Genomic DNA, 12,482 nt, shown 5'->3' with positions numbered 1-12,482 from the left:
CCCGTCATCGCGCGGGCAAATTCGGTAACATCTGCTTGGCTATAGGCGGTTCGGTCGCCCAGTGTATGGAGTTCCAGAATTTCGCGGGCGAGATTCTCGTTGAGTCCAATTTCGCGGTCGCGCCGCGCGCTTATGCGCTGTGCGAGCATGCTGTTGGGTCCGATCGATTGCGCCTGATCGAGATAGAGCAGCATCGCTGGATGCCAGCTTGCCGCTTTCAGTAGATCGGCAAACCGGCCGAAAATATGCGGTCGGATCGCTTCGAACTCGAAATTGCCCGCAAGTCCCACCGTCACAATCTTGTCGATCGAGATCGCAAAATGGTTCGCCCAAAAATGCACCAGTCGCTCGGCAAAATCCTGCCGCGAAGCAAGCGCGACGCCGAGGCGGGCATCAACTGCCGCGACATATTGATCGCGCAACGCCTTGCGATATTCGTTGAATTGCATTTCGGCTGCATCGGCTCCTTCGGCCTTTGCAGCCTTGCGTTCCCGATTTTCGACACGCAAGTCTTTGATGGCGGTAATCAATTCGCTTCGCGGCGGCAGAGCCGAAATGGCAGCGGGCCTGGGATCGAATTTCGCCATCTGGTCGATCAGCCAGCGTTTGGGATTGGCAAGCGGCACAGCGTCGGGCCGCGCACCCAACCCAAAGCGATTCAGGGCAATTGCCGTTTCGACGGCCATCGACTGTCCTCCTCAATCAAGGCTGCCCCTAAAATATGTGGGGGCATTCCCTCAACGGACGAACTGACGAAACCCTTCGCTGTTTATTTGGCTTTCGCGCGCACCCGCCAGATGATGTTGCCGACATCGTCGCTCACCAGCAGGGCGCCGCTCTTGTCGATGGCGAGCATCGTCGGGCGGCCCTGTGCTTTCTCCTCCTTGTCGAGGAATCCAGTCAGCACATTGAGTGGTTGGCCGGTGGGCATTCCGTTTTTGAACGGTACGAAAATCACGTCATAGCCGGATTTCGGCACACGGTTCCAGGAACCGTGGCGTGCGACAAAGGCGCCGCTGGCGAAAGCGCCGCCCAGCTTTACCCGGTCGGCAAAGACCAGGCCAAGCGGCGCGGTGTGCGCGCCAAGCGCATAATCGGGGCGACGTTCATATTCGCGCTTCTCGGGCTTTCCGGGTTTGACACGATGGTCGGTATAACCGCCCCAATAATGGTGCGGCCAGCCATAGTCTGCGCCAAATTCTACCAGTGCCAGATAGTCGGGCACGGTGTCGGACCCCAGCATGTCGCGTTCGTTGACGACCGTCCACAGCTGCCCTTGGCTATCCCAATCGAGTCCAACGGGATTGCGAAGGCCAGAGCTGTACGCCCCGCTCTTGCCGGTAACGAGATCAAGCTCGATCACCCGTGCCCTACCAATTTCCTGATCAAGGCCATGCTCGGCGATATTGCTGTTCGAACCGACGGCGATGTACAGTTTTTTGCCATCCGCGCTGGCCGCCAGGTTGCGGGTCCAATGGTTGTTCGGTGCCTTGGCATTGAGTTCAAGGATCTTGTTGCCCTTGGCCGTAATCTTGGTGTCGCCTTCCTTGTAAGGGAAAGCCAAAACGGCATCAGTATTTGCGACGTAAAGGATGTTGCCAACCAAGGTCATTCCAAAGGGCGAGTTCAGCCCTTCGAGAAACACGCTCTTCACCTCGGGCTTGCCGTCGCTGTCGGCGTCACGCAGCAAAGTAATGCGGTTGGCAGAAGGTACGGCTGCGCCAGCCTTGGCAAACAGCTTGGCTGCGATCCAGCCTTCGATGCCCTTCATCCGGTTGGCGGGGGCGTTGGTCTCGGCGACAAGCACATCGCCATTCGGAAGCACATAGATGTTTCGCGGATGGTCAAGACCTTCGGCAAAGCGCTCTACGACTAGTCCTTCAGCAGCGGTCGGGGCCTCTCCCGCCTTCCAACGATCAGCCTCGGCAACCGAAACGGTCGGGATCATCTGTTCGCGCGCTTCGGTGATTTCAGGCTTAGGGCCGGTGACCTGATCGAGCGATAGTTGGGCGACATCGGGACGGGTAACATACCATCCACCAATTCCGATAAGGACAAGCAGAAATGCCAGGAATCCAAAGATGTGCTTGCGCATGTTAACGCCCTTCCTCTGCACGTTTGCGATCGAATATCCAGACCAGTATCGCCAGCAGGCCACCAATCCCGAAGCCTGCAACCATCCCGATCGAAGCCTCGTTCATCGTAATGCCGACAATTGAACCGATCAGCAGGCCGAGAAACAGAAAAATGCCGCCGCCAAAGCGCGGGCGATCGGATGAGGGTTTATTGTCTGGATTGTTCATATCCCGGCCTTTGCCACCATATGGGGGGTAGGAGCAAGCCTTCAAGCCAACACATCTGTTTCGAATAGATCTGGCTAACGCTTCGGTAACCAAGTGCTGGAAGGCTTCATCTACGGATTGCGGGTAGAAGCGTCTTTGCAGGCCGGCCACACCCCGGTCAGCCTGCCACTCAACAACCAAGAGGTCGCACTCGAACATGTATCTGCCGCTTTATGTCAACGCCCGCGATGTAAGTGAGGCGCAGGCCCTGATTGCCCGCTTTGGGTTTGAGGCCGGGCTTGAAGCGGCAGAACGTGCCGAAAAGAGCCGCAATGTTGGCAACCATTTGCATTATTGCCGCTGGCGTCAAATTGAACGGTTGGTAATCCTGCTCAATCTTGAAACCTCATTGGGCACTATCCACTGAAAAGCGCCAACAGCGCGCTTCCATTTCCGGAACAGAATCCCTAACAGGGCGGCCATGTGGCAGCTCCTGCAATTTCCCTTATGTCCGTTCTCACGCAAGGTGCGCCTGCAGATGGGCGAAAAGGGCATTGCCTATAGTCTGGTCCGGGAAAATCCGTGGGAGCATCGTGACGAGTTCCTCTACATGAATCCCGCTGCGCGCACGCCAGTGCTGATCGACCCCGCCCGCAACCTGACGCTTTGCGATTCTGTTGCTATTGGCGAGTATATTGAGGAAGTCAGCGACACTGCGCCGATGATCAGTGGTTCGGCCGCCTATCGTGCCGAAATACGACGTCTGACGGCTTGGTTTGACCAGCAATTTTACGGCGATGTCACCGCGCCATTGCTCCACGAGCGGATGAAGAAGCGGCTGGTGCATCGCCAGCCACCCGACAGCACCGTGCTGCGCGAGGCGATGCGGCTGGCGAACGGGCATCTCGATTACATCGATTATCTTATCGATCACCGTGCGTGGATGGCTGGCCCGACGATGAGCATGGCGGACTTGGCAGCCGCCGCGCAGATTTCGGTTGCCGACTATCTGGGCGGAATTGACTGGAGCGGGCATGAGCAGACCAAGAGCTGGTATGCGATGTTCAAAAGCCGCCCGAGCTTCCGGCCTTTGCTGTCCGAAAGAATGGAGGCAATTACGCCTCCACCCTATTATGAACAGGTCGATTTTTAAGCTGGAGCAGTGTCGCGTAGCGCGCCGCTTTTGATCAGCGGTATCAGAAGCAGCGCAACGAGCAACGTGTTCGAAACGATGTTAAGCGCAAAGCCGGTCGCGTACGAAATATAACCGTCGATCACATACCATCCTACCGTTGCCGCCAGCACGGCGCGCCAGAAAGGGGCGGCGCTATCGCGGGTCAGGCCGAATATGGCCTTGAATACACCGAGCAAGGTCAAACCCCAGCCGATGCTAACGGCGCCCATCAGTCCTAGCGAGAAACGATGATGTGCGTCAGGCGCGGCCGGGAAGGGGTTGCCAAGCATGTCGAATACCGGTCGCACTAGCCCTTCGGTTGCCGCAAATGCGCCGCTTGCCAGCACAACGCCGAAGATGATTACACCCCATGCCCATAGTTTGAGCCAATTTTGCCAGAAACTTGTCATCGCATTGCCTTTCCTGTTCGACTATTAATGTAGCATATGCTACATTAATGTAGCAGTCGCTACAAGCATTAATTGCGCCTAAGCAGGTCTGGATGGAACTGAGCAAAACAGAAGAACGGCGTTCCGCAATTGTCGACCGGCTGGCCGACCACGTGCTTGCGCACGGTCTTGTGCCGGCCAGCCTGCGTCCGTTGGCGAAGGCTGCTGGCACCAGCGACCGCATGTTGCTCTATTATTTTGCGGACAAATCCGAGTTGCTGGCTGCCACGCTGCAACGCATTGCCGAGCGGATGACCGGTGCGATGGCGGATCACGCCGCGACCGAACCACAGCCGCTCGACGCGTTGCAAAAGCGGCTAGCAGGTTTTTTGTTCGAAGACCGTTTTTGGCCCTACATGTGCGTTTGGATAGAACTGGCGAGCAGGGCTGCGCGAGGCGATCCGCTCTATACGCCGATCGCGGCTGCAATCGGACAGGGCTTTCTCGCATGGGGCGAAGCGCAGCTGGCAGCCGACAGCGACGAAGCGCGCGCGCGAGACGCAGCCAAATTGCTGGTCGCGATAGAGGGCATGGTATTGGTCCGCGCAATCGGATTGCGCGAAGTCGCCGACCGAAGCTTGGATTAGCTATTTGAGTCCGCGGTGCGCTTCCGGTTCCAGACTATTATTCCCGCTAGCGCTACCAGGATCAAAGTCATCGTACCCAATATTGGCAGCAGCAGAGCGGACGCCATCAACAGCCAGAATACCCAGCCAGTTTTGCCATTTTTGGCTGGATCTTCGCGCCCGCGAACCATGTTGATTAAGGCGGCAACACCCAGAGCCACTGCGACCGGCAAGTATAAAGCGGTCAGCAAGAACAGCCAAAAGGCAACGCCCATCTCATAGAGCGTCTGGCCATAATCCTTGCCCGCGATCACGCATCGGTGCGCCATGCCCTCATTTAACTGGCATCCTGCCAATTGCGCGATGATAGCTGCGGCAAAGGTTATCAGGACAGGGGCTACCGCAATGAGCAACGCCAACCCGGCACTCACAAACAGAGCAGTCGATAACCTCAAACTTTCACTCCCTTGATCAGGTCAGTGAAAACTTAGACCAAGTGGTTACTAATGCTATCGCTGCGTTGAACCGGTGCACATAATGCTGCGGTCAGGGCTCGTGCTTGCTCGCCCGCACCGGCTTTATCATTCCCGGCGTAACGAAACCCATGCCTTCGGGCACCAGCGCCGCCTGCTTGAGTTTGGTCTCCATCGAACGATACTCCTCCTCCATTTCGGGAGAAACGGTCGCCCGGCTGGCATTTAATGCCTGGCTAAAATGGGTCATGCGCACTTCGTTGGCATCGCTCCCGCCTTCGCGTAGCGCAAACAAGCCGGCACGACGGACGAGGTCTTCCAAATCGGCACCGGTATAGCGTTCGGTTCGCTCAGCGATTTCATCAAGGTCTACGTCTTTACCGAGCGGCATCTTTGACGTGTGAATACCCAAGATGCGGCGACGTCCACCCTTGTCGGGTACGGTAACATAGACCAGTTCGTCGAAGCGCCCCGGACGCAGCAGGGCCGGATCCATCAGCGTCGGCCGATTGGTTGCACCGATGACGACGACGGATTGCAACTCTTCCAGCCCATCCATCTCGGCGAGCAGCGTGTTCACAACCCGCTCGGTTGCTTGGGGTTCGCTCGCACCTCTTCCCCTCGCGGGCGCGAGACTGTCAATCTCGTCAATGAAGATGATGGTCGGCGCCACCTGTCGCGCTCGGGCGAATAGCCGGGCAATCTGCTGCTCGCTTTCGCCATACCATTTGCTGAGCAGGTCGGATGATTTGGTAGCAATGAAATTGGCCTCGCTCTCCCGCGCAACGGCTTTGGCGAGCAAAGTCTTACCGGTTCCCGGCGGGCCGTAAAGCAGGAAACCCTTGGCCGGGCGGATGCCGAGGCGGCGGAAAGCTTCGGGATTTTTGAGAGGGAGCTCGATTCCTTCCTTCAGCTTCGCTTGTGCCTCGTCGATCCCGCCGACATCCTCCCAGCGGACATTGGGGGACTGCACCATGACCTCGCGCATCGCCGAAGGCTGGACGCGTTTGAGCGCTTCCAGAAAGTCGTCGCGGGTCACTTTCAGCGTTTCGAGAACATCGGCAGGAATCGTGCCACTGGACAAGTCGAGCTTCGGCATGATCCGTCGCACCGCCTCGATAGCAGCCTCGCGGCTTAACGCATTGAGATCGGCACCGACAAAGCCGTATGTCGTCCGCGCAAGCTCGCGCAACGAAACCTTGCTGTCGAGAGGCATGCCACGCGTGTGAATGGCAAGTATTTCCCGCCGCCCGCTTTCGTCCGGCACTCCGACGATGATCTCGCGGTCGAACCGGCCGGGACGGCGCAGGGCTTCGTCGATGGCCTCGGGCCGGTTGGTCGCGGCAATAACAACAAGGTTGGTCCGTGGCTCCAGTCCGTCCATCAGCGTCAGCAACTGTGCGACCAGCCGCTTTTCGGCCTCGCCGTGGACTTTGTCGCGCGACGGTGCGATCGAATCGATCTCGTCGATAAACAGGATCGATGGGGCAGCCTTGGTCGCTGCAGCGAAAATTTCGCGCAGCTTTTTTTCGGACTCGCCATAAGCCGACCCCATGATCTCGGGACCGTTGATGACGAAGAATTCGGCTTCGCTTTCATTGGCGACCGCACGGGCGAGCCGGGTCTTGCCGGTTCCCGGCGGGCCATGCAGTAACACGCCGCGGGGCGGATCGACGCCCAGCCTTGTGAACAGCTCTGGATAGCGCAATGGCAGTTCGACCATTTCACGCAATTGGCGAATGGTATCGGCCATGCCGCCAATATCGTCATAAGTCACATCCGCGCGACGCACATCGCCGTCGTCGCTATATTCAGGGCGCAACTCGACCTCGGTTTCCTGATCGATATGCACGATGCCCTTGGGCGTTGTAGAAACCACCGTCAGGCGAATTTCGGCGAGCGCAAAAGCAGGGGCGGCCAGCATCTGTGCAAGCTGCGGCGGCATGTTTTCAGGCGCCACGCGCTGTTGGCCATGGGTGGCAACGACATCGCCCGCGACCAAGGCCCGCCCGATGAAGTTGCGCTTGAGGGCATCACCCGGGCCCTCCAGCCGGATTTCCGGTTGTGCTGGTGCAAAAACGACTCGTTTGGCAGCAACCGAGGCGTCCTTCTTCTCCTCGACATGATCACCTGCACCTGCCCCAGCGTTGGCGCGCTGCAAGCCATCGAGCCGGATGACTTCCAATCCCTCATCTTCGGGGTAGGGATCTACCGCGCGCGCTGCCGTTGTGCGTTTTCCCGTTATCTCGATTACGTCGCCCTGCTGTAATGCATGTTCGGCCATGAATTCGCGCGACAGGCGGGCAAGACCACGCCCCGAATCCTCGGGCCGGGCATTGGCAACCTGGAGTTTGCTGTTTTTCTGCTTTGCCATATCCGGTTACCTTTGGTCCAAGCCCCTGATTTTCAAGATAGGGTGGCAAGCCAGACTGGGCAACGGGCAAAAAAAGAGGCCGGGGGTAAACCCGGCCTTTGAAAAGTCTTACTTTAGGAGAGGATGCCTGTAAGGCCCGTCCTATATGCGGCGCAGCAGTTTTTTGTGCAAGTGCGAAGAAAACAATCGGGGTTGCAATTTTTGCAATCCGAATTAGCTTTCAACTCAACGAAAACAGGCAAAAATCTGGAAAGAGCGAAATCGCTCGACCATTTTGCGCCGCACAAAAAAGGTGAGACCTCCCCAAATGCGCCGTTTGCCGCCGCTCCGCTCACTCGAAGCCTTTGTCAGGATTGCAAAACTGGGCTCGGCCAAGGCTGCAGCATCCGAAATGGCTTTATCGCCGCCGGCCCTGAGTCGGCGGATCAAGGCGCTGGAAGATTTCATGGGGAAGCCCCTTTTCGAACGAAAAGCGCAGGCGATGATCCTTAACGCCGATGGCAATGCCTTGTTAAAAGCTATCGAACCAGCTCTCGAGGCGATGGCCGATGCCGTTGAGGAATTGTCGGGGCAGGGTGGCGAGTATCGGCTGCGGCTTGGCGTATTGCCGCTTTTCGGATCGCAACGCCTGATTCCGAAATTGCCGGAGCTACGCAAGTTGTTCCCCAAGTTGCATATCGATGTCGACACATCGGCGCATGCCGAAAATCTGCTTGGAGATGTTGTCGATGCTGCGATCATCATAGCCGATCAGGTTGATCCGCGACTCTATGCCGTCCGTCTCGATCGCAACAATGTTTATGCCATCGCCTCGGACAGCATGGCCAAAGAGCACAATCTGAAAAAGCCGGCCGATCTGAAGGATCAGACAGTGCTGGTGCACAGCGATATGCCGCTGATTTTCAACGCTTGGCGCGATGCTGTGGGCGAACCGCGTCTCAAGCCGGCGGCGATCGATCATATCGACAGCGGCCCATTGATGCTCGAAGCAGCCGCCAACGGACTGGGCGTGGCAATCATGCATGGCAGCCATTTTTCGGACGCTAAAGACCCGCGGCTGGTTCGGCTTTTCGATACTGAGGTTGAGAGCCCTTACAGCTATTGGTTCGTCTGTCGACCGCGTGCACTAAAGCAGCGTGCCGTTCGTATTTTCCACGATTGGCTGCTTAAATCCGGGGTTTGAAATAAAAAGCCGAGGCGCGGGGTGGTGTGAACCCCGCCCTCGGCAGGATGTTGGCATAGGGAGATCCATGCCAACCGGGTCGCAACGCCCGATTGGCAGGGGAATCGATTCTCAACGCGTGACGCGCGTCACGCCTTTCAAATTTCGGTCTCGGATTTTCAATTCAGCGCCAGATAGCAGTAGCGTGGGCCAGGCTGTTGTTGTGGTGATTGCGGTCATTGTCGATTATCCAGCGAATCCTCTCGAGTGAACGAGTGTCCAGTGGTTCTTCGAACGCGACGCCACATCGTTCGCCCTTCACCCAACTGACCGAACCCAGCGCTTCGATCCGCTCGACTCTAACCAGGATGGTTGCGCCGATGCGTGGAGGCTCAATTGTCCGTAAGCGACAGCCGTTGCGCGACACGTTTTCAAGCGTACAACGCGCTGTACGTTCTGGCAGCACGAAACCCGCATCCAACTCGATTGTCAGCCGAGCAACCGACCGCTTCCCGAGTTTTCCAAAAGTTTTGCGCATACTCATTATGGGATGAGTTTAGAGCATTTCGGTGAAAATTTGATTGAAGAGTGCAGCAATTACAGAGTGTGAAGCCGTAACAGCCGCTGAAATGGGTCGCCAAAAGATAAATGGGCGCTGGTATTGCTACCAGCGCCCACTGCGCCTGATCCTGGAAGTCCTTGGCCTCAAGGGCCATTCTTTCCGATTTCCGGCGTCCGGCTCGCTGGCGGCCCCGAAGGGTCGCCAGTTTGCCTGACTGCTTTCGGTATCCTGCCCGGCGTTGGCTTTTGGCGGTGAGGCCTCGGCCCGCACATGACGTTCGTTGTCCGGCAGCAACCTCTGCTTTCCTGCTTCTTCCACTTTCGCTTCTGAAACGCTCTGGCGAGGTATCTGACAGTTCTTTCGTTCCGCTCTGCTTTCCGTTTCCGTTCCGCTTCGCTTTCCGGCTTTCCTGCCTGACAACTGAAAGGTCTCATCGAACCCTGAGTCGGGCAACGGGAATCTTGCGACTTATCCACAGGGCGAAGGGTTTGCGGTGGACAAAATGGAGAACAATCATTGCTGTTGCTAGCGGCTGAAACAAAAGGATTCAGGTCGGCAATTATCGCACAAACGAATACGGCCTCCACGCGGTGCATGAAGGCCGTTCGTATCGACGGGCGGGCGGGGGAGAGGAGGAGGAGAGTGCCCGGCCCATCAATGTCTCGAAAGTTTCGCTTTCGTTGAGAGCCATTTGGCGATTGGTGGTTCATTGTGCAATTGCGAAAAGAAAAAGGTCAGTTGCAAAGAATGCAACTGACCTCAAATTGCGTTCTTTGCAATTTCGTATCAGGCGGCCATCGCCTGCCACATCGTCATGACCAGCGCGAATCCGCGTGCGTCGCCGGTGGTCGTGCCCTCCATCCGGTTCATCACATAGGAAAAGGTCGTTTGCGCATCCATGTCGACGATAGCGATCGATCCACCATAGCCACCCCAATAGCAGCTATTGGGATTGGGCAACGGCACCATGCCGCCTGGCAGGCCAAATCCCATGCCGAACCGCACGGGGATGCCAAGGACAAGATCGGTGCCCTCAACCTGACATTCGAGCGCCCGTCGGCAACCAGCCTCGGAAAGGAAGCGCTTGCCCTTGGCCATGCCGCCATTTGCAAGGATGGCATGGATTTCCGCTACTGAGCGTGCATTGCCGGTGCCGCCAGCTGCTGGAATTTCCGCCCCGCGCCATGCCCTTTTTGCGGTTTCACCGACATCGATGCCGGGATTGGTCGCCATATTCTTTTGCAGATCGGATGCGGCTTGCGCGGCAACAGCCACTGGCGGGGGTTGCAGCGTGGCGACGCGGCTATCCTCTGATTCGGGAAGGCCTATATGGAAATCGGCACCCAATGGTTCGGCAATTTCCTCGCGGAAAACGGTACCAATGGTTTTACCCGTCGCGCGCCGCACAACTTCACCGACCAGATAGCCCTGGGTCAGCGCATGATAACCGGGTGCAGTACCCGGTGCCCAAAACGGTGCTTGCTGTGCGAGCAAATCAACGCATTTGGACCAGTCATAAAGGTCCTCGCGCTGCAACGATTCCTTCCAGCCGGAAAGCCCGGCGGAATGGCTCAGCAGTTGGGCAATGGTGACGCCTTCCTTGCCCTCGGCAGCAAACTCCGGCCAGAATTTTGCTACCCGGTCGTGGAGGTCGAAAACACCACGGTCGGCAAGCAGCAGTGCGGTGAGCGCGGCCATCGTCTTGGTCGTCGAATAAACATTGACGATGGTGTCGCGATCCCAACTGCTGGTCTTATCCGGGTTGGCATGCCCACCCCAGATATCGACCACAGTTTCACCGTCGCGGGTTACGCAAAAGGAAGCCCCGATATCGGCACCACTTGCGAGGCTGGCTTCCATCACGGACTTGACGCCCGCAAATTTGCCCTCCGCAACGCCGTGGACGCTCACGCGTCGATGCTCGGTGAACCGATATTGGCGTGTGCCACGCCGCCATCGACGGTGATGGTATCTCCGACCACATAGTTGCCCGCATCAGAAGCAAGATAGATTGCTGCGGCTGCCATATCCTCAGCAACGCCGATGCGTTTGTTCGGAATGTTGCTGGCAACCGCATCGCCATGGTCGCGAGCGGCCTTGTTCATGTCGGATGCAAAGGCACCCGGGGCAATCGCGGTGACATTGATCTGATCCTGCACCAATCGCGCAGCCATTCGCTTGGTCAGATAGAGGATCGCCGACTTGGAAGCGTGATAGCTATAGGTTTCCCACGGGTTCAGGCGGATGCCGTCGATCGAGCCGATGTTGATCACCTTTGCCGGGTGCGCCTTGGTCGCCGCAGTCTTCAGCAGCGGGTACATTGCCTGCGTCAGGAAGAACGGGCCTTTGACATTGAGGTCCATGACCTTGTCCCAGCCACTTTCGGGAAATTCCTCAAACGGGGCGCCCCAGGCTGCGCCTGCATTGTTGACCAAAATGTCGAGCTTCGATTCGCGTTCTGTCAACGCTGCTGCCAGCGCCTTGCAGCCCTCTACCGACGAGACATCCATTGGCAGCGGAATGCAGTTCGGGCCCAATTCGGCAGCGGTCTTCTCGCAGGCATCCGCCTTGCGCGAGTTGATATAGACCTTTGCGCCTGCTGCGATGAAGCCTTCTGCCATGTGGCGGCCCAAATTCTTGGAACCGCCTGTGACGAGAGCTACGCGGCCTTCGAGGCTGAACAGTTTTTGTAAGTCCATGATCAATATCCGTTCAGCTTGGCCACGCGGTCTGCATGGAAATAGATGTCGCCCATGAACTCGGCCAAAGCGCGGTCGCGCTTCATATAAAGGCCGATGTCATATTCGTCGGTCATCCCGATACCGCCATGCATCTGTACGCCTTCGCGGACGGACAGGCTGCAGGCGAGGCCTGCCTTGGCCTTGGCAACCGAAGCGTAAAGCTCGGCACGCGGATCTTCCTCGTCGAGGAAATTCTGCGCCTTCAAAACTGCCGAACGCGCCATTTCCATTTCGCCATAGAGATGCGCGGCACGGTGCTGCAGTGCCTGGAATTCCCCGATGACGCGGCCAAACTGCTTGCGCTGTTTGAGATAGTCGAAGGTCAGGTCCATCGCGCCAGTGCCGACGCCAACCATTTCGGCGGCGGAACCGGTGCGTCCGGCGTTCAGCATTTTGGACAAGACAGCCCAGCCGCCATCAACATCGCCAATCACGGCGTCGGCGGTTACTTCGACACCGTCAAATGCGACACGTGCAGCCATTGCCGAGTCAACGGTGCGCGCTGCGTCCAGCGACAGGCCGGACGCGCCTTTCTCAACCGCAAACAGCGTCAGGCCATCAGTTTCGCCAACGGCGCCACCAGTGCGCGCGGCGACGATCAGCATATCGGCAGAGCTACCCTGCACGACAAACTGCTTTGCGCCGCTCAGCTTGAAGCCATTGCCGCTGCGTTCGGCCTTGAGCGCGATCTTTTCGGGA

The 12,482-nt window shown here is 57.7% G+C and carries 14 protein-coding genes; 4 read left to right on the top strand and 10 right to left on the bottom strand.

The genetic code is table 11. The features are described from left to right. From Q0239_RS15895 to Q0239_RS15885, 3 genes are all read right to left on the bottom strand, one after another. The coding region (locus Q0239_RS15895; RefSeq protein ID WP_298604689.1) for a DUF1800 family protein at window positions 1-686 on the bottom strand (686 nt) is incomplete at its 3' end. 83 nt (window positions 687-769) lie between these two features. Next, window positions 770-2,095, bottom strand: coding sequence for a sorbosone dehydrogenase family protein (locus Q0239_RS15890; protein WP_298604687.1), 1,326 nt, complete (start codon window positions 2,093-2,095; stop codon window positions 770-772). Window position 2,096: 1 nt separating this feature from the next. Continuing rightward, entirely contained in the window at window positions 2,097-2,303 is a 207-nt protein-coding gene (locus Q0239_RS15885) for a hypothetical protein (protein ID WP_298604685.1), read from the bottom strand. 196 nt (window positions 2,304-2,499) lie between these two features. Here Q0239_RS15885 and Q0239_RS15880 point away from each other — a divergent pair, with 196 nt between their 5' ends. Both Q0239_RS15880 and Q0239_RS15875 read left to right on the top strand, forming a co-directional pair. Then, window positions 2,500-2,709, top strand: coding sequence for a hypothetical protein (locus tag Q0239_RS15880; protein WP_298604683.1), 210 nt, complete (start codon window positions 2,500-2,502; stop codon window positions 2,707-2,709). A 54-nt stretch (window positions 2,710-2,763) separates the two neighbouring features. Next, a complete protein-coding gene (locus Q0239_RS15875) occupies window positions 2,764-3,435 on the top strand; it encodes a glutathione S-transferase family protein (RefSeq protein ID WP_298604681.1) in 672 nt (223 codons plus the stop codon). Here Q0239_RS15875 and Q0239_RS15870 read toward each other — a convergent pair. Next, window positions 3,432-3,866, bottom strand: a complete 435-nt coding sequence (locus Q0239_RS15870) for a hypothetical protein (RefSeq protein WP_298604679.1) — start codon at window positions 3,864-3,866, stop codon at window positions 3,432-3,434. The two genes, Q0239_RS15875 and Q0239_RS15870, sit on opposite strands and share 4 nt — an antisense overlap. Window positions 3,867-3,958: 92 nt before the next feature. Between Q0239_RS15870 and Q0239_RS15865 the strand changes: the two genes are divergently transcribed. Continuing rightward, complete coding sequence (locus Q0239_RS15865; protein WP_298604677.1) at window positions 3,959-4,492, top strand: TetR/AcrR family transcriptional regulator; 534 nt, start codon at window positions 3,959-3,961, stop codon at window positions 4,490-4,492. Here the strand turns inward: Q0239_RS15865 and Q0239_RS15860 are convergent. Beyond that, window positions 4,489-4,926, bottom strand: coding sequence for a hypothetical protein (locus Q0239_RS15860; RefSeq protein WP_298604675.1), 438 nt, complete (start codon window positions 4,924-4,926; stop codon window positions 4,489-4,491). The two genes, Q0239_RS15865 and Q0239_RS15860, sit on opposite strands and share 4 nt — an antisense overlap. 91 nt (window positions 4,927-5,017) lie before the next feature. After that, window positions 5,018-7,318 (bottom strand): CDC48 family AAA ATPase, encoded by a 2,301-nt coding sequence (locus Q0239_RS15855; RefSeq protein WP_298604673.1) that lies wholly within the window; start codon window positions 7,316-7,318, stop codon window positions 5,018-5,020. A gap of 307 nt (window positions 7,319-7,625) precedes the next feature. Here Q0239_RS15855 and Q0239_RS15850 point away from each other — a divergent pair, with 307 nt between their 5' ends. Further along, window positions 7,626-8,501 (top strand): LysR substrate-binding domain-containing protein, encoded by an 876-nt coding sequence (locus Q0239_RS15850; protein ID WP_298604671.1) that lies wholly within the window; start codon window positions 7,626-7,628, stop codon window positions 8,499-8,501. Between the two features lie 163 nt (window positions 8,502-8,664). On the opposite strand, the gene Q0239_RS15845 is transcribed toward Q0239_RS15850, so the two are convergent. From Q0239_RS15845 to Q0239_RS15830, 4 genes are all read right to left on the bottom strand, one after another. After that, window positions 8,665-9,024 (bottom strand): PilZ domain-containing protein, encoded by a 360-nt coding sequence (locus Q0239_RS15845; protein ID WP_298604670.1) that lies wholly within the window; start codon window positions 9,022-9,024, stop codon window positions 8,665-8,667. Window positions 9,025-9,828: 804 nt separating this feature from the next. Then, on the bottom strand, window positions 9,829-10,953 hold the full coding sequence (locus Q0239_RS15840; protein ID WP_298604669.1) for a serine hydrolase domain-containing protein: 1,125 nt from the start codon (window positions 10,951-10,953) through the stop codon (window positions 9,829-9,831). Beyond that, entirely contained in the window at window positions 10,950-11,741 is a 792-nt protein-coding gene (locus Q0239_RS15835; RefSeq protein WP_298604667.1) for an SDR family oxidoreductase, read from the bottom strand. The genes Q0239_RS15840 and Q0239_RS15835 overlap by 4 nt, the downstream gene beginning before the upstream one ends. A 2-nt stretch (window positions 11,742-11,743) precedes the next feature. Continuing rightward, window positions 11,744-12,482, bottom strand: a 739-nt coding sequence (locus Q0239_RS15830) for an acyl-CoA dehydrogenase (protein WP_298604666.1), incomplete at its 5' end; no start/stop codon positions are given.

Origin of the sequence: uncultured Sphingorhabdus sp., assembly GCF_937872355.1 — a bacterium.
GTDB lineage: Bacteria > Pseudomonadota > Alphaproteobacteria > Sphingomonadales > Sphingomonadaceae > Sphingorhabdus_B.
Note: the sequence above shows the minus strand (reverse complement) of the source record. Positions and strands in the feature narration are given on the sequence as shown.

What these genes read in the sequence shown, in the direction of transcription:
- Q0239_RS15845 (WP_298604670.1), bottom strand. Translation starts at nt 9,024, where the DNA reads ATGAGTATGCGCAAAACTTTTGGAAAACTCGGGAAGCGGTCGGTTGCT.
- Q0239_RS15880 (WP_298604683.1), top strand. Translation starts at nt 2,500, where the DNA reads ATGTATCTGCCGCTTTATGTCAACGCCCGCGATGTAAGTGAGGCGCAG.
- Q0239_RS15855 (WP_298604673.1), bottom strand. Translation starts at nt 7,318, where the DNA reads ATGGCAAAGCAGAAAAACAGCAAACTCCAGGTTGCCAATGCCCGGCCC.
- Q0239_RS15835 (WP_298604667.1), bottom strand. Translation starts at nt 11,741, where the DNA reads ATGGACTTACAAAAACTGTTCAGCCTCGAAGGCCGCGTAGCTCTCGTC.
- Q0239_RS15875 (WP_298604681.1), top strand. Translation starts at nt 2,764, where the DNA reads ATGTGGCAGCTCCTGCAATTTCCCTTATGTCCGTTCTCACGCAAGGTG.
- Q0239_RS15885 (WP_298604685.1), bottom strand. Translation starts at nt 2,303, where the DNA reads ATGAACAATCCAGACAATAAACCCTCATCCGATCGCCCGCGCTTTGGC.
- Q0239_RS15870 (WP_298604679.1), bottom strand. Translation starts at nt 3,866, where the DNA reads ATGACAAGTTTCTGGCAAAATTGGCTCAAACTATGGGCATGGGGTGTA.
- Q0239_RS15890 (WP_298604687.1), bottom strand. Translation starts at nt 2,095, where the DNA reads ATGCGCAAGCACATCTTTGGATTCCTGGCATTTCTGCTTGTCCTTATC.
- Q0239_RS15865 (WP_298604677.1), top strand. Translation starts at nt 3,959, where the DNA reads ATGGAACTGAGCAAAACAGAAGAACGGCGTTCCGCAATTGTCGACCGG.
- Q0239_RS15850 (WP_298604671.1), top strand. Translation starts at nt 7,626, where the DNA reads ATGCGCCGTTTGCCGCCGCTCCGCTCACTCGAAGCCTTTGTCAGGATT.